Origin of the sequence: Pseudoalteromonas sp. JSTW (assembly GCF_013423925.1) — a bacterium.
GTDB classification, from domain to species: Bacteria; Pseudomonadota; Gammaproteobacteria; order Enterobacterales; family Alteromonadaceae; genus Pseudoalteromonas; species Pseudoalteromonas lipolytica.
This window is the reverse complement of the sequence record NZ_CP058972.1, coordinates 2,005,886-2,030,681: the sequence shown is the minus strand read 5'-3', so window position 1 is coordinate 2,030,681 and position 24,796 is coordinate 2,005,886. Positions and strand designations below refer to the sequence as shown.

Annotated in this window: 16 protein-coding genes; 6 read left to right on the top strand and 10 right to left on the bottom strand. The window is 42.4% G+C overall.

The window, feature by feature from the left end:
• Positions 1 to 3: 3 nt before the first annotated feature.
• Positions 4 to 678 carry a cytochrome-c oxidase, cbb3-type subunit II gene (gene ccoO, locus GZH31_RS09285; RefSeq protein WP_036967880.1) on the bottom strand — a complete coding sequence of 225 codons (675 nt, stop codon included), beginning with the start codon at positions 676 to 678 and terminating at the stop codon, positions 4 to 6.
• A gap of 12 nt (positions 679 to 690) precedes the next feature.
• Positions 691 to 2,124, bottom strand: coding sequence for a cytochrome-c oxidase, cbb3-type subunit I (gene ccoN, locus GZH31_RS09280; protein WP_036967883.1), 1,434 nt, complete (start codon positions 2,122 to 2,124; stop codon positions 691 to 693).
• 475 nt (positions 2,125 to 2,599) lie between these two features.
• On the opposite strand from ccoN, the gene GZH31_RS09275 reads away from it, so the two are divergent.
• The 3 genes from GZH31_RS09275 (at position 2,600) to GZH31_RS09265 (ending at position 7,644) form a co-directional block, all read left to right on the top strand.
• Positions 2,600 to 2,890 carry a hypothetical protein gene (locus GZH31_RS09275; RefSeq protein ID WP_180310899.1) on the top strand — a complete coding sequence of 97 codons (291 nt, stop codon included), beginning with the start codon at positions 2,600 to 2,602 and terminating at the stop codon, positions 2,888 to 2,890.
• Positions 2,891 to 3,465: 575 nt separating this feature from the next.
• On the top strand, positions 3,466 to 6,168 hold the full coding sequence (locus GZH31_RS09270; protein ID WP_075593483.1) for a TonB-dependent receptor: 2,703 nt from the start codon (positions 3,466 to 3,468) through the stop codon (positions 6,166 to 6,168).
• Positions 6,169 to 6,276: 108 nt separating this feature from the next.
• Complete coding sequence (locus tag GZH31_RS09265) at positions 6,277 to 7,644, top strand: hypothetical protein (RefSeq protein WP_036967889.1); 1,368 nt, start codon at positions 6,277 to 6,279, stop codon at positions 7,642 to 7,644.
• Positions 7,645 to 7,670: 26 nt separating this feature from the next.
• Here the strand turns inward: GZH31_RS09265 and GZH31_RS09260 are convergent, their stop codons facing one another.
• From GZH31_RS09260 to GZH31_RS09225, 8 genes are all read right to left on the bottom strand, one after another.
• Positions 7,671 to 7,934 carry a lipoprotein gene (locus GZH31_RS09260; protein ID WP_036967891.1) on the bottom strand — a complete coding sequence of 88 codons (264 nt, stop codon included), beginning with the start codon at positions 7,932 to 7,934 and terminating at the stop codon, positions 7,671 to 7,673.
• Between the two features lie 11 nt (positions 7,935 to 7,945).
• The gene (locus GZH31_RS09255; protein ID WP_036967893.1) at positions 7,946 to 8,779 is read right to left on the bottom strand and encodes a CsiV family protein; all 834 of its coding nucleotides are present in this window, start codon (positions 8,777 to 8,779) and stop codon (positions 7,946 to 7,948) included.
• The gene (mfd, locus tag GZH31_RS09250) at positions 8,779 to 12,252 is read right to left on the bottom strand and encodes a transcription-repair coupling factor (RefSeq protein WP_180310898.1); all 3,474 of its coding nucleotides are present in this window, start codon (positions 12,250 to 12,252) and stop codon (positions 8,779 to 8,781) included. Before mfd ends, GZH31_RS09255 begins: the two co-directional genes overlap by 1 nt.
• Before the next feature lie 22 nt (positions 12,253 to 12,274).
• On the bottom strand, positions 12,275 to 13,168 hold the full coding sequence (locus GZH31_RS09245; protein WP_036967897.1) for a carbon-nitrogen hydrolase: 894 nt from the start codon (positions 13,166 to 13,168) through the stop codon (positions 12,275 to 12,277).
• Positions 13,161 to 14,219 (bottom strand): agmatine/peptidylarginine deiminase, encoded by a 1,059-nt coding sequence (locus tag GZH31_RS09240; RefSeq protein WP_118844375.1) that lies wholly within the window; start codon positions 14,217 to 14,219, stop codon positions 13,161 to 13,163. The genes GZH31_RS09245 and GZH31_RS09240 overlap by 8 nt, the downstream gene beginning before the upstream one ends.
• A gap of 84 nt (positions 14,220 to 14,303) precedes the next feature.
• Positions 14,304 to 14,897 carry a hypothetical protein gene (locus GZH31_RS09235; protein WP_065978500.1) on the bottom strand — a complete coding sequence of 198 codons (594 nt, stop codon included), beginning with the start codon at positions 14,895 to 14,897 and terminating at the stop codon, positions 14,304 to 14,306.
• 117 nt (positions 14,898 to 15,014) lie between these two features.
• Positions 15,015 to 18,188: an efflux RND transporter permease subunit gene (locus GZH31_RS09230; RefSeq protein WP_036967904.1), complete on the bottom strand. Its 3,174-nt coding sequence runs from the start codon at positions 18,186 to 18,188 to the stop codon at positions 15,015 to 15,017.
• 14 nt (positions 18,189 to 18,202) lie between these two features.
• Positions 18,203 to 19,408: an efflux RND transporter periplasmic adaptor subunit gene (locus tag GZH31_RS09225; protein WP_065978498.1), complete on the bottom strand. Its 1,206-nt coding sequence runs from the start codon at positions 19,406 to 19,408 to the stop codon at positions 18,203 to 18,205.
• A gap of 674 nt (positions 19,409 to 20,082) precedes the next feature.
• Between GZH31_RS09225 and GZH31_RS09220 the strand changes: the two genes are divergently transcribed.
• The 3 genes from GZH31_RS09220 to GZH31_RS09210 all read left to right on the top strand — a co-directional run bounded on the left by GZH31_RS09220 (position 20,083) and on the right by GZH31_RS09210 (position 24,742).
• Positions 20,083 to 20,643 carry an RNA polymerase sigma factor gene (locus tag GZH31_RS09220; protein WP_074989402.1) on the top strand — a complete coding sequence of 187 codons (561 nt, stop codon included), beginning with the start codon at positions 20,083 to 20,085 and terminating at the stop codon, positions 20,641 to 20,643.
• The gene (locus tag GZH31_RS09215; protein ID WP_036967913.1) at positions 20,640 to 21,710 is read left to right on the top strand and encodes a FecR family protein; all 1,071 of its coding nucleotides are present in this window, start codon (positions 20,640 to 20,642) and stop codon (positions 21,708 to 21,710) included. Before GZH31_RS09220 ends, GZH31_RS09215 begins: the two co-directional genes overlap by 4 nt.
• Before the next feature lie 125 nt (positions 21,711 to 21,835).
• On the top strand, positions 21,836 to 24,742 hold the full coding sequence (locus GZH31_RS09210) for a TonB-dependent receptor plug domain-containing protein (protein ID WP_374027184.1): 2,907 nt from the start codon (positions 21,836 to 21,838) through the stop codon (positions 24,740 to 24,742).
• Positions 24,743 to 24,796 lie beyond the last annotated feature (54 nt).

Here is a 24,796-nt window from a genome sequence, read left to right as displayed (position 1 = left end):
TAATTACTTCAAGTGTGTGCCAAGCTGTTGTAAGTAAGCAATTAGAGCTTGCATCTCAGTTGCGCCTTCACCATTGTTCATGGCTTCAATTTTCGCAATGTCAGCTTGTAACTCTTCATCGCTTCCATAACCTTTACCGTCGTAACGGGTGCTTGCTTTATCAATTCCGAAGCTATCACGGAATATTTGAAGCTTTTTAAGAGTATGGGTCGTATCGACTCTGTTTTCGTCTAACCAAGGAAACGCTGGCATATTTGATTCTGGAACCACAGCACGTGGGTCCATTAAATGCGCATGATGCCAATCGTCTGAGTAACGCTCACCAACACGTGCTAGGTCTGGACCAGTACGTTTAGAACCCCATTGGAATGGGTGATCCCATACTGATTCACCAGCAACAGAGTAGTGACCATAACGCTCAACCTCGTCACGGAAAGGGCGAATCATTTGTGAGTGACAGTTGTAACAACCTTCACGTACATAAATATCACGACCTTCCATTTCTAAAGCTGTAAGAGGGCGTAGGCCATCAACAGGCTTAGTCGTATCATCTTGGAACATCAACGGTGTAATTTCTACAAGTGCACCGAAGCTGATCGCAAAGACAGTCAAGATAGCCATAAGGCCAACATTTTTTTCGACTATTTCATGTTTGTTTTGTGAATTATTATTGCTCATCATCCTACTCCGTTATGCTAATTGTGCGTCAGCGTCTAATTGAAGCGAATCTTTCTTCGCAGCAATTGTACGGTAAACGTTGTAAGCCATAATTAGCATGCCCGTTACGATGAATACACCGCCAAGGAAACGCATGATGTAGAACGGATACGATGCTTCTAGTGATTGTACAAAGCTGTACATTAACGTACCGTCTGAGTTTACTGCACGCCACATAAGACCTTGCATTACACCTGAAATCCACATTGCTACGATATATAGAACAACCCCTACAGTGTGTAACCAGAAGTGTGTATTAACCAGTTTAACACTGTACATACGACCCTGAGAGAATAGTGCAGGGATTAAGTGATAAATTGCACCGATTGAAATCATCGCAACCCAACCTAGCGCACCTGAGTGAACGTGACCTACTGTCCAGTCTGTGTAATGTGAAAGTGCATTAACAGACTTAATAGCCATCATTGGACCTTCAAACGTAGACATACCGTAGAAAGACAGTGAAACAACTAAGAAGCGAAGTACTGGGTCAGTACGAAGTTTGTGCCATGCACCTGATAACGTCATGATACCGTTAATCATACCACCCCATGATGGGACGAATAAGATAACTGACATAACCATACCTAAGCTTTGCGTCCAGTCTGGAAGCGCAGTGTAGTGAAGGTGGTGAGGACCTGCCCAGATGTATAAAGAAACAAGCGCCCAGAAGTGAACAACCGATAGACGGTAAGAATATACAGGGCGACCTGCTTGTTTTGGTACGAAGTAGTACATCATACCTAAGAAACCAGCAGTTAATAAGAAGCCAACAGCATTATGACCGTACCACCACTGAACCATCGCATCTACTGCACCCGCATAAATAGAGTATGATTTAGTTAGTGACACCGGAATTGCCATGCTGTTTACAATGTGTAATACGGCAACAGTAATAATGAAACCAGCATAGAACCAGTTTGCAACATAAATGTGCGATACTTTACGTTTGATTAGCGTACCAAAGAATACAACGGCGTAGGTTACCCAAACTACCGCGATAAGAATATCAATTGGCCATTCAAGTTCTGCGTATTCTTTTGAGCTCGTGATACCTAACGGTAAGGTAATCGCGGCAAGTACGATAACAAGTTGCCAACCCCAAAAGGTAAAGGCCGCTAGTTTATCTGAGAAAAGACGCGTTTGACACGTACGTTGTACGACGTAATAAGACGTCGCAAAAAGTGCACTTGTACCAAATGCGAAAATTACTGCGTTCGTATGTAACGGACGTAGTCGAGAGTAAGTTAACCATGGTGTATCAAAGTTAAGTGCTGGCCAAGCTAATTGGGCAGCAATCAGAACCCCAACACTCATGCCAACGATGCCCCAAATCACTGTCATAATAGCGAATTGGCGTACAACTTTATAATTGTACTCAGTTTGTGATGCTACTGTTTGGCTCATTTTCTGGCTTCCGCTGCAATTAATGCGTTTTAGAAATGAATTACCCACTTAGTAATAAGTGGGGCCTACTATTACTTCACAAGCGTGTTACCCAAAGCTAGCTGTAGATGATAGCTTCAGAAAACAAACTCGAGAAACCCTTATTTTGCGATGGAAATGATAAAATTTTTGACCTTAAAAAGATAGGTCAATTGCATAAAATTATGACATCAATCAAATTTTCCCGCTTTGTTGGTTATTTTTTGTCAGTCATTGTATTTTTATTAACTTATTCTACTTAGCCTAGTTGTTTTTCATAGACGAGCGGACTAGTATCCGCTTTTATTTTATACAGGTAAGTTGAGTGCGAACTACAATAACCATCTACATTTTGTTTTTGAGTGTTTTCATAGTTGCTTGTGACAGGCAAAGTATAGATGAGCCACAGACAAGTGCAACGTGCGAAAAAAATACACATTGTCAGTTTGCAAACGATGTGGAAATTTGGTTGTCCAATTCAGCCATCAGCCCAGAAACTCCCTTTTCAATCAACCTTAAATTACCTCCAAATGCGTATAACGTTTCGGCAAAACTAGAAGGGGTTACGATGTATATGGGGTATATCCCTTTACAGTTTACCCAAAAAAGCAGTTATTGGTCGGCCCAGACGATGGTCGGAGTGTGCTCCGAACCCGTGATGACCTGGAAAATGACAGTCGTTTTTACCGATGCGCAAAACCGTCAGCAGAGTGTTTTTTATTACTTTGACTCTCGCCATGCTGTGTAAATAAGGTTGAGCATTAACAGCCTCCTCATTGCCTTATAATAGGTAATAGCTTTTACGTTTGCCACTTATCTTGAATAACACGCTCATACTGCTTTTTTGCATGGAAATTTAATCCGTGTGAACAAAATACAAAAACCATCCTCTAATACCTTGTTTAAAAGCTAACTTTGCCAATTTAGTTATTTTTTGTGAATAACTATGGTTAGCAGACATATTGACCTATTACGGTTTTTATAACGTTGTGTGATCAACTTGTAAAATTTTCATTTAAAGACAAATATCCATCGCAGTTACACTTGATTACAAAGTGTGTGTAATTGATTTCAATCGTGTTTTTTTTGTTTTAAACATTTTGTACCTATTTGTTTTGTATTGGTTTTTTATTGTTAACATTGATACATAGTGAAACCTTATTACCTTAAATGGGTACGTAATTTTTGGAGTGTTTTTTATTTAATCTAACATTCAGTTTTCGTTCAGTTAACTACGCCTAAGTTGCCCTCCGCTGACTCGTGATTCTAATAATAACGAGCGCTACCTAACTAAAGGTAAATTTCCAACAAGTAGGGTTTCACATGAAAAAATCAATTCTTGGTTTAGCTGTTGTTTCAGCAATCCCAATGTTCTCAAGCATGCAAGTATTAGCTGCTGATAATGCAGCAGAGTCTATTGAAAAAATTCAAGTTACGGGTTCTCGCATTAAGCGTTCAGATATGGAAAACGCAAGCCCAGTAACAATTATCGGCGCAGACGATATTAAAGCGATGGGTGCAACAAGCATCGATAGCGTACTACAAAAAATGACTGCCACTGGCGGTGCGATGACTAACCCAGGTATCAACAATGGTTCTGGTGGTAATGCACGTATCGATTTACGTGGTCTAGGTAGCAGCCGTACATTGGTTCTTGTTAACGGTCGCCGTATGATTGCATCGGGTACTGGTGCAGCTTCTACTGTTGACTTAAACACAATTCCTGTATCAATGATCAAATCAGTTGAAGTGCTTAAAGATGGTGCTTCTGCTGTTTATGGTACTGATGCGGTAGCAGGTGTTGTTAACATCATTCTTAAAGATGATTTTGAAGGCCTAGACATGAACGCAAATACTGCGATCACTGGCGAAGGCGATGCAACAGAAAACTCAGTTGACTTCACTGTTGGTACATCATTCGATAAAGGTAATATCGTAATCGGTATGCAGTACACTGACCGTGGTAAAGCATCTCAAGCTGACCGTAGCTTCTCTGAGTGTCCACTAGCTGAAGGCAGCAATGGTCTTTACTGTACTGGTTCATCTTACAACGAAGGTGGTCACATCTGGAATGGTAACGGTGAGAAAGGTCTAACGGTTAATGCTAAAGGCGAAGATACACCAGTATCTCTTATCGACGACAGCGGTGTAACGGGCCGTGGTGGTGAATATCACCGTTATGGCAATGCTGATGCATATAACTACTCACCAGCAAGCTACCTTTATACGCCAATGGAGCGTTTAAACCTGACTGGTTTAGCAACTTATGAATTATCAGATAATACATCTCTATTCACTGAGTTCACTTACACGAAGCGTTGGTCAGAGCAACAAATGGCACCACAGCCAGTATGGTTTGACTTTGAATACACTGAAAACATGGGTAATTCACTTCTTAGCCAAAGCTATGATCAACGTGTTGATCTAGATGGTGACGGTTACTTAGATAAAAATGCTGATGGCAGCTACGTGACTCAAGAAATGAACTACAAATATGGCGACAAGATCTCTTACGGTCGTCGTATGTCTGACACCGGTGCTCGTTTCTTCGAACAGTCTGTAGATACAGTTCGTGCTGTTGTTGGTGCACAAGGTTTTGTAGGCGACTACTCATGGGATGTATCTGCTAACTTCGGTCGTAACGACTCTGTAGATAAGCTAAGCAACCTTCACAACATGGGTGCTATCCAAGATCAAATTACTGCGGGTACTTTTAACCCATTAGACCAAGCAGCATGGGTATCTGAAGATTTCCGTAAAAATGTTTACACAGAAGTAAACAATGGTGGTAGCCAATTATTCATCCTAGCAGCATCAGTATCTGGTGAAATGTTTGAAATGCCAGCAGGTTATGCTGCATTCGCTGCAGGTGTTGAGCGCCGTCAAGAGAAAGCATGGTACACACCAGACTCTCTAACAGCACAAGGTCTTGCAAATGACCCTATGGTTGAGCCGACAGCAGGCGGTTTTGATGTAAATGAAGCATATATTGAATTTGCATTACCACTACTAGCTGATGCACCATTTGCACAAAATGTTGAACTAAGCGCAGCAATCCGTGCGTTTGATTACAGCACATTCGGTTCAGATGAAACATGGAAACTAGGTTTAACATGGAAAGCAAACGATGAATTAATGCTACGTAGCGTTGTGTCAACTGCGTTCCGTGCACCAACTGTATCAGAGCTTTACTCAGGTAACTCACCATCGTTTGAACAGATCACTTTCCCAGGTGCTCAGGACCAAGCTGAAGTAACTGTTGGTGGTAACTCTCTACTTACTCCAGAAGAAGCTGATACGTTCACTGCTGGTATCGTGTACGAGCCAGAGTGGTTTGAAGGCTTCAGCATGACACTTGATTACTACAAAATTGAAATTGAGAATGCGATTGCGTCAGTTAATGAGCAATACATTGTTGATCAGTGTTTAGCAACGTCTGACAATGCTAATACAGTGCTATGTCAATCAGCGAATATCAGCATGGATAGCACGGGTCGTGTTAAATTCAACAACCAATTACAAAACATTGGTTCTGAGAAGACTTCTGGTATCGACTTAAACCTAACTTACAGCTTTGAAGCTGCAGGCCTTAACTGGAAAGCGGGTCTAGATACTACTTACCTAGACGAGTACGTTGTAACAGTACTTGATGATACGACTGATTACGCGGGTCTTATCACTTCTGGTTCTGGTGGCTACGCTGATATCAAGTCTAACTTTACATTATCAGCACGTGGCGAAAGCTGGGATGCAACATACAAGGCACGTTATATCGCAGGAATGGATAGCTACCTATGTAAAAGTGATCCATCAAGCTGTTTAGCACCTACAACACCATCAGTTGTTTATCATGACATCAGTGGTTCATACTTACTATCTGATACAGTGACTCTATCTGCAGGTGTTAATAACTTGTTCGATAAAGAGCCACCTTACTACACAGGTAACAATGACTCAAACACTGACCCGTACACATACGATGTACTAGGTCGTCGTTTCCACGCTGGTGTGAACGTTAAGTTCTAATCTAGTTTGAAATGATTATTAAGGCCCGGTTTTTACTGGGCCTTTTTTATTGTCTGAAAAGCTATCTCGGCGTAAACTTACAGTGTAAAAGTAAACAACGAGGTGATATTGCTTAAACAAGACGAAAACCTATCTTTTATTATCGAACCTGAGCTAAGTCCCCGCGCAGAGCAGCGTCTCGATCTGTATTTTTCTATTCCAAATGAAATGAGTGTCAACCCACAAACACTCAGTGAAGAAGCGTACTTCAACAACCACTTTAAGTCGCACCTAGCTTACAATGCGAACAATATTCACTTGCCACTGGTGCGAAGTCGGTTTGTGAGTAAAAACAAAGGTGAGCAACAAGATTATAGGCAAAACCTAAATTTATATTGTTATCAGGTGCGTCTAGCACTCAATGCAGATATTAAAGACACCCTAAAACATAACGAAGCTGACGAGTTTTACCCTGCGGCGATGGAGTTGTGTGAGCAAACTGAAGGGTTACTAAAAAAACTACGTCGTTATACCCCAGATGATGAAAAGTTGCTGCCATTTTATAAAAATGCCGATAACTATTTAAGCTGGCATGTTGAACAATCATTTTTAAAGTTATTAGACGAAGGGCCGCGCAGTAGCGATTTTGCAAAAGAGCGTGGTGAGTTGCTCGATTTCTGTAAAGCAGAAAACAGCTACCGAGAAGAACAAGAGTATAATTCGCAATCAACCCTTGAAGATGCAAACCGCATTACAAATAAAATGCGTTTATTACAACGCTTAATTGAGCATGGCGTTATCTTAAATCGCACCACACGGCATCTTAATAGTTATCTAAAGCGAATGGTTAAAGGCACTGTCACTGCCGTTATAATGGCTTTTGTGATGCTGGTTGTACTTAATGCACGCTCAACCTTTACTGAAGTGACAGCGACATTAATTTTGATTTTAGGGGTGATCTACGGGCTGCGTGAAATATTTAAAGAAGATATAACACGTGTTATTTGGCGTGCCATTGTGAGAGGCAGGCCGAAATGGCGTTTTCAGTTTAAGAACAGTATTACAAAAGACAGGATCGCCAGTCAGTACATTTGGCTCGAATACACCTCGTTCAAGCGGATCCCAAAAAAAGTGCGTCAGATATTTTCTAAGCGTCGCCATCAAAATAAACAAGCAGCACAATGGTTACACTTTGCCAGTGAAACACACGTCAATGCAAAAGAGTTTTTGCCCGGGTATGATACGTTGCAACAAACTGTTAGCTTTAGCTTAGCGCCGTTTGCGCGTTACTTAAAACGTGGTGAGGGGAAACTCTATCATCTCGACAGTAATAAAATATCAAAGCAGGCAGTTGAGAGGCGTTACCAATTAAATTTGGTGTTAGTTTTTTCAGAAAATGAGCACGAAACTAGGTATGAACGCTACAAAATTACGTTAAATCGCAGCAAAATTATTAATATAGAGCTGATCCACAGTCAATTAGATAAGAGTGAGTAGGGTGGCTATATGCCACCCTTACAGGATTATTTAGCGTCTAAACCTGTTTTACTATAAAGCGATACTTTATCTGAAACTAAAGTGATTTCGATATTTTTATCATTATCACCCCAGATACAGTTCGTATGCAGTGTTTTCTCTTCGCACTTATCAGCCGAGCCTAAGATAGCTTCAACTTCTGCTTTATCCATACCGATTTTTATTTTTTCATAGTTCTCAAGGTTTACTTTAGAGCAGCCAGCTAATGTTAACACTGCAGCGGCAGCAGCAATTGCCATATATTTTTTCATAATAGATTCCATTAATGGTTGTAGCGTCTTATTTGCACGATCATGCCCATACGAGGATGATCGAAATAATGTATTTCGTTGCTGATCACACGCTTAAATTGTGAAAAGCGGGCTTTTTCATAATCACCGGTTTCTAAACGCTGACTAATATCAAAATCAGCATTTATAAAAAGGTAATGACGAACGTAAATTTTCATTAAACCATCTAATTCCCAATCAGGCGTTTGTTGCAAACTCTCTGGAATATATTGCTCTGATGGAGTTACTAGGCTAATAAAGTCATTGTTATCTGGTTCAATAGCAGGTGAACTTGCTGCTAAATGTTTGCCTGCAAATAACCGAATACTTTGAGCGCGTGATTCACTCATTTCAGGAAAACGCCAACCGGTGTGTAATAACGGTGTTAAACCTTTTCTATCAAGCTGGTTTTTCTGTTCAGTAAATTGCAGTTGCTCAGGCGCCATTAAATAAATTTCGTCGGTGTCTTCACGTGGTTCGACAGGGGGAGAGACTGGTAATTCGTTGTAGCTTGCTAAAAAATCAACGCTGTCGTCACAGACATTCGAATGTGGGTTTGAATTAATCAATTCATCAGTAAATGACTGTGAACGAAAACGACTATCACCGTTAATACAAGCTTGTTTAGCGTGCGCTTTGTAGACAGGTGATAATAAGTCTTTCGAACGTTTTGCATTGATTTCATCATGTTTTAACGAGAAATCTTCTTGTAAGTAGGGCGCTGGACGTTGTTTATAAATAAGCACTTCTATTTCGAACCAGCGTGCTGCAAACGATGAGCTTGTAAATAAGCAACAAAGTAAAATAAAACTATTTCTAAACAACATTAATGGCTAACCTTTTTTTCGAAATCTGCAATCATTGCAGTGACCATTTTCAAGCGTTCACGAGGGTTCGCCTCGCTGATCGCAAAACGCAATTTATTTGCGCCGTCCATTTTATATATATGCGGAGCACTTTGTATCAAACCTATAATGAAGCTAGGGTTAACCTTTGTATGCTGGCTAAACTCAAAATAGCCGCCTTTCGGGTTTGCTTCAATCTTTTTGATGCCAATATTGCTGGCTTGCAATTTCAGTTGTTGCAAACTAAATAAGTTTTTAGTGGCATCTGGGAGTAAACCAAATCGGTCTATTAACTCGACCTGTAGCTCGTCCATGTCATTGAGATTAGCACAGCTTGCGATGCGTTTATAGATTCCTAAGCGTGCATTTACATCATGAATATAATCATCCGGTAATAAGGCTGGCAGTTTTAAATCAACCTCAGTCTGTTGACCTAGCAGGTTCTCCAGTGTTGGCTCTTTGCCTTCTTTTAGTGCGTTAACGGCCTGTTCAAGCATTTCCATATAAAGGCTAAAACCGATGCTCTGCATTTGCCCTGATTGATCATCACCGAGTAGCTCACCCGCGCCACGAATTTCTAAATCATGTGTCGCTAACGCAAAGCCTGCGCCTAAATCTTCTAAAGACTCGATGGCCTCAAGGCGTTTTACTGCATCTTTAGTTAATGACTTTGGATTGCCTGTTAATAAATACGCGTACGCTTGGTGGTGACTTCGACCAACGCGGCCGCGAAGCTGATGCAGCTGAGCTAGGCCAAGCTTGTCGGCTCTATCCATTATGATGGTATTTGCAGTCGGAACATCAATGCCGGTTTCAATGATTGTTGTACACACAATCACATTGTATTTTTGGTGATAAAAATCACTCATGATTTGCTCAAGCTCGCGTTCACGCATTTGTCCGTGTGCAGTGGTAACGCTCGCTTCTGGTACCCACCCAGTAATTTCTTCAGCAACACGGTCGATTGTTTCAACATTATTGTGTAAGAAATAAACTTGGCCGCCGCGCTTAATTTCACGCAGAATAGCTTCGCGAATGAGCTCAGCATCACGTTGTCTTACAAAGGTTTTAACAGCCAATCGTTTAGCCGGTGGTGTGGCGATAATCGATAAGTCGCGCATGCCGCTCATTGCCATATTCAGTGTACGCGGAATCGGGGTGGCGGTGAGGGTTAAAATGTCGACATCGGCGCGCAGTGCTTTTATTTTTTCTTTTTGACGAACACCAAAGCGATGTTCTTCATCAACGATTAATAAGCCTAAGTCTTTAAATTTAATGTCTTGCTGAATTAATTTGTGAGTACCTATGACAATATCTAGCTTGCCTTCGGCCATTTTATCCAGTGTTTCTTTTTGCTCTTTTGTCGAATTAAAACGCGATAAAACACCGACTTCTATTGGCAAATCAGCGAAGCGATCTTTAAAGTTTTCAAAATGTTGCTGTGCAAGTAACGTGGTCGGGACTAGCACGGCGACTTGCTTGTTATCATTTACGGCAACAAAGGCAGCACGCATGGCGACTTCTGTTTTACCAAAACCCACATCACCACACACCAATCGGTCCATAGCCTGTTTACTTTGCATATCGCCCAGTACAGCTTCGATGGCGTTGCGTTGGTCGTCTGTTTCTTCAAATGGAAAGCTGTCGCTAAATTGGCGATAAGCACTGCCGTCAAGCTTAAACATATTGCCAGGTTTAGCTTGGCGTTTTGCGTAAATATCTAACAGCTCAGCAGCGACATCGCGTACTTTTTCTGCGGCGCGTTTTTTCGCTTTTTCCCATGCATCTGAACCCAGTTTATGAAGTGGGGCACTTGCTTCTTCTCCACCTGAATAACGGCTCAACATATGAAGTGCAGAAACGGGCACATAGAGTTTGGCTTCGTTTGCGTAGGTGATCGTAACAAACTCGGTAATCACCCCTGCAGCATCAATGGTTTCAAGACCTTGATAACGACCCACACCGTGATCTAGGTGCACTATTGGTTGACCTTGACGCAGTTCGGCCAGATTGCGAATTAATGCATCTTGGCTTGCTTCGTATTTATGTTTTCGGCGTCTGCGCTGAGACACCTTAATACCTAATAACTCTTGCTCTGTAATGATGGTTAAACGGGGTTTACCATCCAGTACCACACTTTGTTCAAGGGGCGAGACAATTAAACCCACGTCGCTGGAGCTTTGGGTAAAGTCGGTGAATGAATTAAATTCTTTAAACTTTAAACCACTTGGTCTTAACAGTGTCAGCAGCGATTCACGTCGTCCGTCAGACTCTACAGACAGTAGCACACGGCCTTTTTGTTTTTTTTCACTGGCAACATAGTCAATTAAGCCTTGATACGGCTCATGCAATTTATGATCAATACGTACATTGGGTAAATCGTTGCTGGCTAAATTTGTGTGTCCTGCTTTCGTACCAAGCTTTGCCTGTGATAAACGTATTCGCGCGTAGTGTGCAAACTCACCAAACAGTTCATTGACACTTTGATAAAGTTTTATAGGCTCAAGAAGCGGTCTAAGAGGGTCTACACGGCGGTTTTCATAGCGTACATTTACATCATGCCAAAACTGCTCAGCGGCATGCTCAATATCACCAAAGTGCATGAAAGTGGTATTGTTAGGAAGGTAATCGAAAATTGTCGCTAGTTGATCGAAAAACAGCGGCATGTAATATTCAATCCCCGCAGGCCAAGTGCCTTTGGTTACCTGCATGTAGATAGAATCTTGCTCGGAGCTGGCACCAAATTGTTCACGATAGTTAATTCTAAACCGTTCTATATCTGCATCGTTTGTCGGGAATTCGTGGGCCGGTAAGAGCTCTATTTTATCGACTTTTTCATCAGAACGTTGGCTTTCTACGTCAAACAAGCGGATGCTGTCTAGTTCATCGTCAAAAAAGTCTAATCTGAATGGGTGAGGACTCCCCATCGGGTATAAGTCAACAATTGAGCCACGTATTGCATATTCACCATGCTCCATCACTTGTTGAACATGTAAGTAGCCTGCTTGCTCAAGGTTATCACGTAGGGTGTGAGTATCTAGCGTGTCACCCACCGTAAAATTAAGGGTTGAACCATAGATAAATGACGCGGGAGCAGTGCGTAGCATCAAGGTCGACACGGGCACAATTAACACGCTTTGTTGTTCTTTTTTTAAGGTGTTAAGAGTGGCAAGACGCGCAGAGATAATATCCTGATGCGGTGAAAAATGATCATAAGGTAACGTTTCCCAGTCAGGGAAGACCATGACTGGGTTTTCAGGTAATAAAAATTCGAGTTCAGTTTCAAGGCGAAGGGCGCTTGGTGTATCTGGGGTGACAATCACAACAAGTTCGTTATGTTGTTTCACACCTTCGGCTATTGCGATACTCAGCCCGCTGCCGGTTAGTTGTCCCCAGTGAATTTTATCTTTCTCAGATTTTACCCAAGGCAATGCTGCCCATTGCGCAAACGCCATTTACTACTCCTTTAAACTGTGTTTAGTCTCGATAAATTTTTGTTAGATCCTGATAGTGGTCGATGCGACGATCACGTAGGTATGGCCAAATACGGCGAATGTTTTCGCTGCGTTGTTGGTCAAGTTCAACAACAAGTAACTGCTCGTCGCTGTTATTTGCGTGTGCAAGGATTTCACCTTGAGGGCCTGCGATAAACGAATTACCCCAAAACTGAATACCCTCGCTTTGCGCACTTGGATCACTTTCATGACCAACGCGGTTACAGCTAATAACGGGCACACCATTGGCAACAGCATGCGCACGCTGTGAAATAACCCAGGCGTCTTTTTGACGCGTTTGCTCGTCTTTATCATCACGAGGATCCCAGCCGATGGCTGTTGGGTAAATTAAGATTTCAGCTCCCGCCATCGCCATTAAGCGTGCGGCTTCAGGGAACCATTGATCCCAACATACTAGCACACCGAGTTTACCCACTGAGGTTTGAATTGGTTGAAACCCTAAATCCCCCGGTGTGAAGTAAAACTTCTCGTAAAACCCCGGATCATCCGGAATGTGCATTTTACGGTATTTACCCGCAATGCTGCCGTCTGTTTCAAGTACAACGGCGGTGTTATGGTAAAGGCCTGTGGCACGCTTTTCGAATAATGATGACACGATCACCACATTTAACTCTTTTGCCAGCGCACCCAGTGTGTCTGTACTTGGGCCTGGAATTGTTTCTGCTAAATCGAAAACATCAACGTCTTCTGTTTGGCAGAAATATAAACTGCGGTGTAGTTCTTGAAGAACAACCAGTTTAGCGCCTTGGCTTGCTGCATCACGAATGCCTGCAATTGATTTTGCCATGTTTTCTTGGGCGTTATCAGAATTAGATTGCTGAACAAGGGCAACCTTTAAATGCGTTGGTTTAGTCATTGTTTGCTCCTGCTAAAAAGCCGCGCGGTAATTGCATCGTAATGCAGTGTAAACTGCCAAACTGATGGATAATTGGTAAACAGTTAATACCCAGTACGGTGTGTTCTGGGTAGGCCATTGCAATTTGAGCTAATGCCAGTGAGTCATGTTCATCACCGTAAATTGGCACAAGCACTGTTTTATTGATGATTAAATAATTGGCATAAGTGGCGGGTAATCTGTCACCGTCATCGTTAAACACCGCTTTAGGCCAAGGAAGAGCGATAAGCCTGTAATCTTCACCTTGGTGTGTTTTAAACGTGTGTAACTGTTTTTCCATCGCGTCTAATGCAGCAAAATGCTCATCATTTTCGTCATCACACTTAACGTATACAAGCGTATTGTTTGGTGCAAAACGCACTAACGTATCAATGTGGCTGTCTGTGTCATCACCCGCTAAATAGCCGTGATCAACCCATAAAAACGATTCGGCACCTAATTGTTCTTTAAGGATTTGCTCGATGTCTGTTTTAGATAACGATGGATTACGATTCGGGTTTAACAAACATTCACTGGTCGTCAACAGCACACCGTGCTCATTAATTTCAACGCCGCCACCTTCAAGCACTAAATCACTTTGCTGATAAGCCGTGTTTGGGTTTGCTAGTTGTTTGACGAGCACTTGATTAATATGGTTATCAAGCTGGCTTTCGAATTTATTACCCCAGCCATTAAAAATAAAATCCATGATTTTTAAATCAGCTGCGTTATCAAGGTTCGCACAGGTTAACGGTCCATGGTCGCGAGCCCATGTATCGTTGCACGGGGTAACGACAAAGTGAATACGGTGTGCATCAACACCCGCGTCGGCCAGTAGGGCACTTATGTGGTTTTTAAGTGCGTCGTTATGAGCAACAATCACCACATCTTGTTGTTGGCTAATTGCTTGACATAGGGCGACGTAAACGGGTTCTACAACCGTTAAAATTGCAGCCCAATCGGTATCTTGGTGCGGCCAAGTGAGCATTACAGCGTCTTGCTCAGCCCATTCAGGTAAAAGTCTAAATTTCATGAAGGTATTAAACAAACAAAGGTGGGGCTAGTTTAGCATTTTAGCCATAGATGTCAGCTTTTTGTGCGCGATAAAGCAGGATTTTTAACTGCTTTGCGACGTGTTTTCTTGTTGACGTTTTTTAAGCTGGCGAGTTTGTGCATGCAATGCTGCCCGAACGACTAAATCTTGGTCTGCATCGCGAATGGCAGTGAATAATAAAGTGTATTGGTATTTATCATCATCGCGCTTTTCAATCGCAACTAATTCGGTATAACAATATATCGCTGATGCTTCATGCTGCAAAAATAGTTTGGTTCTAAACGTTTGCCCTAATTCGTATACCTCAGTCGATGTGAGTTTTACGCCACCGCCACCATAACTATCACAATAATTTGCGTTATCTTCGGGCTGTTCAGAGGCCAGAATGTGGCTCATAATCAAGTCTATTTTACGTGATTGAGCTTGTAAAAATATGGCCAGCTCTTGAGCTATGTCACCTAAATTACGCAGTGGGCGTAATGTACTTTGCTCAAGTTCATTCACTTCATTTGCAAGCTTAAATAGGGCGGGAATATCGGCTTCAAGTTCAGCATGCGTTTTCGGCACAACATGTGGCTCAACAGCGTATAAGTTCACGCGGTTGCTTTCTTCTATCTGAAAGTATTGCTCAAATTCGCTTAATTTTTGATTGTTCATGCTGTACTCCACACATATTTAGTTAATATTAGCGCCGCAAAGCACAAATTACCAGTAATGAAATACTGACAAATGACTTATAAAAAAAGGGCAAACTTATTGTTTGCCCTTCGTTTTTTATAAGTTGCCTTCTTGCGTATCGACATGCTCTTGCTTATGGTGCGCAGCAATTTCATCAGCAAGCTCTTGCCTTGAACGTTTTTCAGTTAACTTACGCTCAGTCAGCCAATAAAAGAACAGCGGTACAAAGAACACTGCGAGGAAGGTAGCCGCCATCATGCCGCCCATTACGCCTGTACCAACGCTGTGACGGGCTCCAGCACCGGCACCTGAGCTTAACACCAATGGTACAACACCCAATATAAAGGCTAATGAGGTCATAATAATGGGTCTAAAACGTAAGCGAGCTGCTTCCAATGCAGCAGTACTTGCGCTCCACCCTTGTTGATGTTTCATTAGCGCATACTCAACGATTAATATGGCATTTTTACTCGCTAGACCGAGTAGGGTGACTAAGCCAATTTGGAAGTAAACGTCGTTAGTCATGCCTACCAGCCAAACAGCAATCAATGCACCAAACGTACCAAAGGGTAATGCTAGCATCACTGAGAGCGGTAATGACCAACGTTCATACAATGCTGCCAGAATTAAAAACACCATGATCACAGCAAGCCCTAGTGCAATACCCGTTGTCCCTGAACTGCGTTTTTCTTGGTACGCAGACCCTGTCCATTCGTAGGTCATGTTAGGGGGGAGCACTGCGTTTGCGATCCGTTCTACTTCGGCAATTGCTTGGCCTGAGCTATAACCTGGTGCTGCATTACCCATTAGTTTTACGGCTGGTAAGTTATTGTAGCGGTTTAAGTTCTCAGGGCCTCGGCTGTATTCAATTGTTGTAAACGCTGACAAGGGCACCATATTGCCTAGGTTGTTTTTAACATAGATACGTTTGATGTCATCAGGTTTCATTCTAAATTCAGCATCCGCAGACATAAGCACTTGCCATGCACGGCCAAACTTATTGAAGTCGTTTACATAATAGGTGCCTAGGTTACCAGCCAGTGCGGTAAAGGCATCGTCTATTTCAACCCCCATTGCACGAGCTTGCTCGCGGTCAACATCAACACGCAGTTGCGGGGCATCTGGGCGCCACAGAGTTTGAAGGCCACTAATGATAGGGCTCTTTTGTGCTTCTGCTGTCATTAACTGCATTGCTTGTTGCAGTTTATCAGGGTCACTGTCACCTTTGTTTTGAATATAAAACTCAAAACCACCTGTATTTCCCAGACCAAAAATAGCGGGGGGATTAAAGGCAAGTACCAGTGCTTCTTTTATCCCGGCTGTTTTCATAAACAATTCTTGAACAAGCGCTTTCGTGTCGACCTCGCGTTCATCCCAATGTTTTTGAGTGACAAACAAGGTTGCAGCGCTGTTTTTATACCCGCCACCGATAAAGTCAAACCCCGTAAATGCCACGACGTTTTCGTTGGCAGGGTTTGATTGCACCGCTTTAACAACTTGTTGAGTAACGTGCTCTGTACGCTCAAGCGATGAACCATCGGGTAAGAAAATAGCCGAAATGTAATAGCCCTGATCTTCGTCTGGTACTAATGAACCGGGTGTGTTCTGCCACAGTCCAATTGTGGCAGCAATCATTGCTGTCATGAGTATTAAGCCGAGTAATCCACGACGAACCATAAATCCGACGGCACCAACATAACGGCTCGTAATTTTTGTGAAGGTTGCATTAAACCATAAGAAAAACCGCGCGGTTTGTTTATGCTCTTGTTTTAAGATTAGGACGCATAATGCAGGTGTCATGGTTAGTGCAACTACGCCCGATAAGCTCACCGCAATAGAGATGGTGATCGCAAATTGACGGAACAATTCACCAGTTAAGCCGCCTAAAAATGCAATAGGCACAAACACAGAACACAGCACTAAAACGATTGCAACAACAGGGCCACTGACCTCACGCATTGCTTTAATTGCCGCTTCGCGTGCACTTAAGTGTTCTTCGTGCATAATACGCTCAACGTTTTCGAGTACCACAATGGCATCATCAACCACGATACCTATCGAGAGCACCATACCAAATAACGTCAATGAGTTAATCGAATAGCCAAGCATGTACATGCCGGCAAATGTTCCAAGCAGAGACACAGGCACAGCAAGGGTGGGGATTAATGTTGCGCGCCAGTTTTGCAAAAATAAATACACTACTAAAAATACCAATACCATGGCTTCGAGCAGTGTTTTAACAACTTCACGAATTGAGACTTCAACAAAACGTGTCGTGTCGTAAGAAGTTAAATGTGAGAGACCGGTTGGAAACTGGCTTTTCATCTCTTCGATTACAGTATTTACTTCGTCTGCGACATCAAGTGCATTCGCGCCGGGTTGTAAGAAAATACCCAACAGGACCGCTTCTTTACCGTTGATTGTGCCTTTAAAGTTATAATCTTTGGACCCGAGCTCAACACGCGCGACATCCTTCAAGCGTAAGCTACTGCCATCTGGGTTTGAACGGATAATAATGTTTTCAAACTGTTCAGGCTCAGAGAGTCTGCCTTGTGCCGTTACACTATAAACAAGCTCTTGTGGTGAGGATGCAGTGGGGGTAGCGCCAATTTTACCTGCGGCATATTGGGAGTTTTGAACGCGAATCGCTCCGGCCACCTCTTCGACAGTCACGCCTAATTGACTCATAACATCAGGACGCAACCAAATGCGCATAGCGTAGTCTTTGGCACCAAAAATCTGCACACTCGTAGTGCCTGGAATACGTTTTACACGGTCTAGCACGTTCATGGTGACATAGTTTGATGTCCATAAACTTGAGCGAGAACCATCCGGTGAATAAAAGGCATGCACTTGTAAAAAGCTGGATGAGCCTTTTTGAACAACCACACCTTGACGGCGTGTTTCTTCTGGTAAACGCGCTTCAACTTGTTTAACACGGTTGTTCACATTTACTGCGGCTTGGTCTACGTCTGTGCCAATTTCAAATGTGACTTCAATAGTGGTTGAACCTGCACTCGTCGAGGTTGATGACATATACATCATGCCTTCAACACCGGTGATCGCATTTTCAATTGGGGCAGCAACTGTTTGCTCAAGTACGTCTGCAGACGCACCTGGGTATGCAGCTGTTACTTGAACGACTGGGGGCGCAATTTCAGGGTATTGGGCAATGGGTAAACTGCGCATGGCAGCAAGACCTGCCAATACGATGACAATAGATATAACAAACGCAAAAATAGGTCTGTCTATAAAATAACGAGAAAACATAAGACTCCCTGTGTTTATTCTGCGTGGTTTGAATTTGCAGCCGATTGGCCAACATTCACTGGCATACCAGGGAAGAAAATACGCGCCATTCCATCAACTATCACGTTATCGCCTTCTTTAAGGCCACTTTTAATCAGCCAAAAGTTCTGATATTGCTCGTTATTTGGTTGTTTAACCCATTCTCCTACCGTTACGGGAGCCGGCAGGGCAACATCCATGCCTTGCTCATTTTTACTGACAACGTACACAAACTTACCTGTGCCGTTATCCAGTACAGCACGCTGTGGCACAATGATCGCATTTTTACGCACAGCACCACTTAACTCAATACGGACGAATTGACCAGGACGTAATTGAAAATCAGGGTTTGGAATAATCGCTTGAAATTCACTGGTGCCTGTATTTGGGTTAATACGCACATCTGAGAAGTTAACTTCACCTGTTTTACCGTACACAGAGCCGTCTTGAAGTTTAATTTTTGTTTGCCAATGGCCTTGCTCAGGTAAGGTCAGAGAGCCATTTTGAACATCTTGACGCATTTGTAACTGCTCTCGCTCAGATAAACCAAAGCGGATACGGATTGGATCAAACTGTGTCATTTGTGTAAGCAATAAATCGGGCCCCGATACAAAGGTCCCTTCTGAGACAAATTCACGACCCATTACACCGGCAACCGGGGCTTTAACTTGTGCATATTCAAGGTTCAACTGCGCTTGTTTTAGGGCAACTTTCGCCGCCTCGAGATCTGTTTTTGCAATGTCGTAAGCTGAACTCGCATTATCGTAATCGCGTTGCGACACAGATTTTTCTGCGCGTAATTTAGCTAAACGTTTTACATCTCTGTTAGCTTGTACTAACGCTGCATTGGCTCCATCAAGTGCAGCTTGAGCACGGTCAACCGCTAATTGATAAGGTTCAAGGTCGATAGTAAATAAAGAGTGACCTTGTTCAACACGTTGACCTTCTTCAAAATTACGTGATTCAAGAATTCCCGCAACGCGAGCACGAACTTCGACTTCTTTTGAACCAGACAACGTAGCAGGTAATTCGATAGTAAAGGGGGCATCTTGCGGTGTCATTGTCATAGTTGCTACCGCGGCAGGGTGCATTTGACCCTGTTGCTGCTGAGGTGCTTCTGAGCAACCTTGTAATAGTAAAGGTGCAGTTACAAAAAACAACGCAGATAATGATAATTTGGCAGACGCGAAAGGCAGGCGCATGTTTACTCCACAGTCCAATTGTTAAGTAGGTAAGCATAGAAAATAGCCTATACACTATCGAAAGGCGATACTATGCAGAAATTAAGCGCGTTTAGTTTATACCCAAATTAGCGAAAGGTACACCCTTTAGTTTACTTTTTACAGGTGAGATAATCAGAGAATTAAATGCTATCTTCACAAAGAGATAGCGCACATACAGTGTACTCTAATTGCGGGTTAGTGATTAAATAATTTAGCCAGTTCATCCATACCAATTTGCTTAACGAAGTGAGCTATTTTGAGGCGATAAACGTCGTTGCTAAGGAGGCAAAAGAGTCGTTATTTAGGTGTTCTCGGCAATTGCTCCTGCATTGCTCTACCACCTGCATCCATGCAGGCGTAAATCAGACATGTTTAGCGCAGGTAGCGACAGGTCTCTCCCTCAGAATGATTCAGTATTATGACAGGTTGGTATAATTGTATTGACTTGATAGTCTGGTTTTTTGCCTGTCGGCACAGTGGCTCACAGGAGGCTATATTAAGTTGTTTTGTAGTTTAGCAACTCGTAAAAACAGACTTTGTATGAGTTTATGAAATCTTTGTTTACGTGAGGAACAAAAATTTAACAAATACGCTTGTATTTATAATGAAAACTCGTACCCTAAAGTAATAAAAATAATAAAGGTGAGTTAGGGATGACGAAACACATTGGGGTAACATCAACGTTTGCTGAAATATCTAATAAACTAAGGCGCTTTGTATCTCGCATTGTGAGCCCAGATGATGTCGAAGACATAGTGCAAGAAACCTTTATTAAAAGTTATGAGGCTGATCTCAAGCAAAATATTGAATTTACGCACAGTTATATGCTTAAAACAGCGAAGCACTTAGCACTTAATCATATAGCTAAATGGGATAATAAATACAAAGATTCATTGGATGAACAGCAGCAAGTTGAACGTCATATGCGCACAATGGCGTTGGAAGATGAAGTCACCTCTAAAGAGCGATTTTTGTTCTTTTGTCGTGTAACAAATGAATTGAGCCCACAAGTTAAAAAGTGTTTTATCCTTAAAAAAGTATATGGTTTGAGCCAAAAGGAAATTGCCAAAGAAATGAACCTAAGTACGAGCACTGTTGAAAAACATATCGCTAAAGGATTGTTACATGCGCACCGTGCGATGAAAGCCCACGATATTCAACAAAACAATTACCCTGAAACAAACACATTTACAGCCAAAGAGGTGAATAAATGAGTAATGTTCACCCATTTACCTCACACGACATGATTCAAGCGCAGGCAAGCCGTTGGATAAGCGCGATTGACCGTGGCTTATCAGATGAGGAAGTTAAACAATTACAAGTTTGGGCAAGTCAAAGCAGAGCGCATCAGGATGCATTGTTTGAGTTAGCACAATTATGGGATGAAATGAGTGTGCTAAATGAATTAAGCAGCTTGTTTCCACATAAAGCGCCTACAAAACAAAGTACTTCATTTGGGATGGCTACCGCTGCGAGCTTTTTAGTGGTGATGCTACTTGGTTGCATCATGTTAATCTATTCAAGCTATTGGCATTCAGCTGAAAACGATCATGCTAAATTTACAAAAATTTACCGAACAAAAGTCGGCGAACAAGCCACCTTTGTCCTGCCAGACAGTACTATTGTTCAGTTAAATACCAACACAAATCTTGAAGTTGCATACACAGGTAATCGTCGCCAACTCATTTTGAATCGAGGTGAAGGACGATTTAATGTTGCAAAAGATGCGAGTCGTCCATTCACTGTGATAGCGGGTGATAAATCGTTTACGGCATTAGGCACTGTGTTTAACGTGCAGCGGAACACGGCATCAGATCTAGAACTCGTTGTAACAGAAGGCAAAGTGATGATTGCCGACCCCAGTACTCAGGTTGACGCCACTGATTTTAATCGTCTTAAAGATGCAACAGACACCAGCAACGATATTAAAAAACTTAAAGCGAATGTTGTTGTTTCAGGTGAAAAAGCATTGATTAAACACAGTAAAACAGAGCCAATAAAACAATTATCAGCAGATGATGTGCAACGTGATTTAGCGTGGCAACATGGCATGCTTATTTTTAATGGTGAGCCCCTCAGCGACGCATTACAGGAAGTGAGTCGATACACCGCAACACGCTTTGAACTCCTTGACCCTGAACTCTCAACATTGAAAGTGGCGGGAGTATTTAAAGCTGGCGACATTAAAGGCTTACTTGATTCTTTGGCTGCTAACTTAGCTGTTGAACATCAACGATTAGGTGAACATCGTGTTACTTTGACCTTAGCGACTAAAAGTTAATATTGCTTATGAGAGCACACTTATTTCATGCAGTTAATGGTGCAGACGCTGCTTGTCATAAAAAATTAAACACAAAAAAATTAAATTTATGTAGTGGATTTTTCTTTCTCAACTGTTTGGTTAAGTTGCGCAGTAAACATGTGTATTTGTTACCAGCGGCCTGTTTTGTTTATGGACTGAATGTAAGTCAAACAGTCATCGCTGCTGAAAAACAAATGCTGCAATTTGATATTAAAGCGCAACGAGCTGATTTGGCTTTGATTGAATTTGCAAAGCAAACCGACCAAACAGTCATATTTTCGTTCGATTTAGCAAAGCAATATCAAGCGCAATCTGTGTTTGGTTTTTACACCAAATTAGATGCGTTAGATGCCATGCTAAAAGGCACTGAGCTCGATGCGGTTGTTGATCAAAATGGTTTACTGAGTATAAAACTCAAACAAATCAATAGGAAAGATAACAACATGAAAAACCTTTCAGGGATCAGCGCTGCAGTCGTGCCGTTACTGTTTGCTTCGAATACACAGGCGGTAGCTGCTGATCAAGCTGCACAGGAAAATATTGAGAAAATAGCTGTCGTGGGTAGCCGTGTCGCAGGGCGTTCAGTTGAAGATTTACCTGTACCGGTAGATATTTTAAGCGCAGAAGCACTGGAAAATACAGGTCAAACTGAGGTTGGCCGTATGTTGCAAGCCATTGCGCCTTCATTTAACTTTTCCAGCTCGTCTATCAGCGATGGTACAGATGCGTTAAGACCAGCAACATTGCGCGGTTTAGGGCCCGATCAAACGTTAGTTCTGATTAATGGTAAGCGCCGTCACCAGGCAAGTATTATTCATATCAATACCTCTGTTGGTCGTGGTACGGCCGGTACAGACATGAATGCGATTCCTGCTGCATCCATCAAACGTATTGAAGTCTTGCGTGATGGTGCCGCAGCACAATATGGTTCAGATGCGATTGCGGGCGTTATCAACATCGTATTAAAAGACGCAGAAGAAGGCGGTAAAGCGGCGATTAATTATGGTGAGTACTCAGAGGGCGATGGCGAAACAGTTAATATCGATTTTAATAAAGGGTTTGCGTTAGGCGACGAAGGGTATTTAAATACGACGATTAATTATCGAGATCGTGCGCCAACAAACCGTGCAGGCTTACATGGTTCATGTCAATTTTATGGCTGTACTGAGCTTGAAGATGGCACATTACTCGCGGGCGATCCTCGTGAGCTAACAGCCCCGCGCGATACTTTTAGAATTGGTGATGCAGATTCACAGCAATTTGCCCTCACAGTTAATACAGGCTATGAACTTGCTGGTGGTGAGCTTTATGGTTTTATTACTTATTCGAACCGTGAAAATGAATCAGCCGCATTCTTCCGACATAATGCCAATGAAAGTGGTAACCCTGTTTTACAAGATGGCGATGCAACCATTCCTATGGGGTTTCTACCAAAAATTAACACAGTAATCGATGACGTGTCCTACAATGTTGGTTTCAAAAAATCATTTGATAATGACGCGAGTATTGATTTGTCATACACCTATGGCGAAAACAGCATCGATTACACCACAAGCGATACGATTAATGGCTCGTATGCTAATTACCTTCGTTATGAGCAAGGCTTAACGGCTGACGAAATTCGAACTACGATCCCGCGCTCGGCGTATGCCTATGGTCTTGAGTTATCACTACAAACACTCAATCTTGACTACACCAAAGATTACGAGCACTTTTCGCTGGCGTTGGGTGCTGAGCTTCGTACCGATGAATTTCGCATCCTAGAGGGAAGTGAGTATGCGTATCGTGATTACGATACAGTTGATGGGGTAAGTATTTATGCAGGCCTTAATGACGGCATAGGAAGTGTTGATGCTGCAAGTGGTGCTCAAGGGTTTGGTGGTTCCGATCCGGCCTCGTCAGTGGATGAGTCACGCGATGTAATTTCATTTTATTTAGACGCTGAAACGTATGTAATTGATGATGTGATTATCTCAGGTGCACTTCGTTACGATAACTATAAAGGTTTTGGCGATACCGTTAACTTTAAACTGGCGGGTAACTGGTCAATCACTGAAGATGTTTCGTTACGTGGGGCTGTGAGCACAGGATTCAGAGCGCCTTCAATGCAGCAGCTGTACTTTAATAACGTAAGCACACAGTTTGTTGTTGGACCAAATGGTGACTTAATTGCAGAGCAAGTGGGCACCTTCAGAAATGACAGTACGTTGGCGCAATCTATTGGTATTCCTAAACTTAAAGAAGAGAAATCGCAAAATCGTAGTTTAGGGATTGTTTACAACGTCACAGATAACATCAACCTGACTATTGACTACTATGCGATTGATATCGATGACCGTATTGTGATCAGTAATCGTTTAGGGAAAGGATTATCCGACACATTAGATGCAGCGTTAGAAAGCGCTGGCGCGGGAGCTGGACAGTTCTTCTTAAATGGCGCTGATACAGAAACCGAAGGGGTTGATTTAGTCGCAACGTGGAATACCGAGGGCCTTGGTGGAACACTTGATTTTACTTTTGCTGCTAACTTTACAAAAACGGATGTCGTTGATTTATTCACCCCTGCAGGCAGTGGGCTTGAAACGATTCCGGTTGAAGATGTGTTTTCTGCGCAAGAAACATCGATTATTGAAGAGTGGCAACCCGAAGACCGCATTAACTTAAGTGCACTTTACCGACTAGAAGACTGGACGGTCAATTTATCACTTAATCGTTACGGTGAGTACACGGTAGAAGATGGAGGTCGCCAAACGTATGGTGCTGAAATCTTAACTGACGTAAAAGTTAACTACTTCTTTAACGAAAATCTGTCGTTTAATATTGGTGCAAACAACTTATTTGATGTTTACCCCGATAAGAATACCATTGGTAATTCGCGTTCGGGTACCATTGTTGATGCAAATGGAAACACTATTGTTTCAAGCCCGGGTGTGTTCACTTATTCACGTCGCTCAGCACCCTTTGGCTTTAACGGTGCGTACTACTACGTAGGCGCAGAATATAAGTTCTAAAAATCCTATCGATTCCTTTATTATTTAACCTTCAAAGGGCCGTTAGGCCCTTTT

Excerpts from the sequence above, each read along its gene's own strand:
- GZH31_RS09225 (WP_065978498.1), bottom strand. The coding sequence starts at position 19,408 with ATGCGCCTGCCTTTCGCGTCTGCCAAATTATCATTATCTGCGTTGTTT.
- GZH31_RS09255 (WP_036967893.1), bottom strand. The coding sequence starts at position 8,779 with ATGTTGTTTAGAAATAGTTTTATTTTACTTTGTTGCTTATTTACAAGC.
- GZH31_RS09245 (WP_036967897.1), bottom strand. The coding sequence starts at position 13,168 with ATGACTAAACCAACGCATTTAAAGGTTGCCCTTGTTCAGCAATCTAAT.
- mfd (WP_180310898.1), bottom strand. The coding sequence starts at position 12,252 with ATGGCGTTTGCGCAATGGGCAGCATTGCCTTGGGTAAAATCTGAGAAA.
- ccoN (WP_036967883.1), bottom strand. The coding sequence starts at position 2,124 with ATGAGCCAAACAGTAGCATCACAAACTGAGTACAATTATAAAGTTGTA.
- GZH31_RS09240 (WP_118844375.1), bottom strand. The coding sequence starts at position 14,219 with ATGAAATTTAGACTTTTACCTGAATGGGCTGAGCAAGACGCTGTAATG.
- GZH31_RS09235 (WP_065978500.1), bottom strand. The coding sequence starts at position 14,897 with ATGAACAATCAAAAATTAAGCGAATTTGAGCAATACTTTCAGATAGAA.
- GZH31_RS09260 (WP_036967891.1), bottom strand. The coding sequence starts at position 7,934 with ATGAAAAAATATATGGCAATTGCTGCTGCCGCTGCAGTGTTAACATTA.
- GZH31_RS09220 (WP_074989402.1), top strand. The coding sequence starts at position 20,083 with ATGACGAAACACATTGGGGTAACATCAACGTTTGCTGAAATATCTAAT.
- ccoO (WP_036967880.1), bottom strand. The coding sequence starts at position 678 with ATGAGCAATAATAATTCACAAAACAAACATGAAATAGTCGAAAAAAAT.
- GZH31_RS09270 (WP_075593483.1), top strand. The coding sequence starts at position 3,466 with ATGAAAAAATCAATTCTTGGTTTAGCTGTTGTTTCAGCAATCCCAATG.
- GZH31_RS09230 (WP_036967904.1), bottom strand. The coding sequence starts at position 18,188 with ATGTTTTCTCGTTATTTTATAGACAGACCTATTTTTGCGTTTGTTATA.
- GZH31_RS09215 (WP_036967913.1), top strand. The coding sequence starts at position 20,640 with ATGAGTAATGTTCACCCATTTACCTCACACGACATGATTCAAGCGCAG.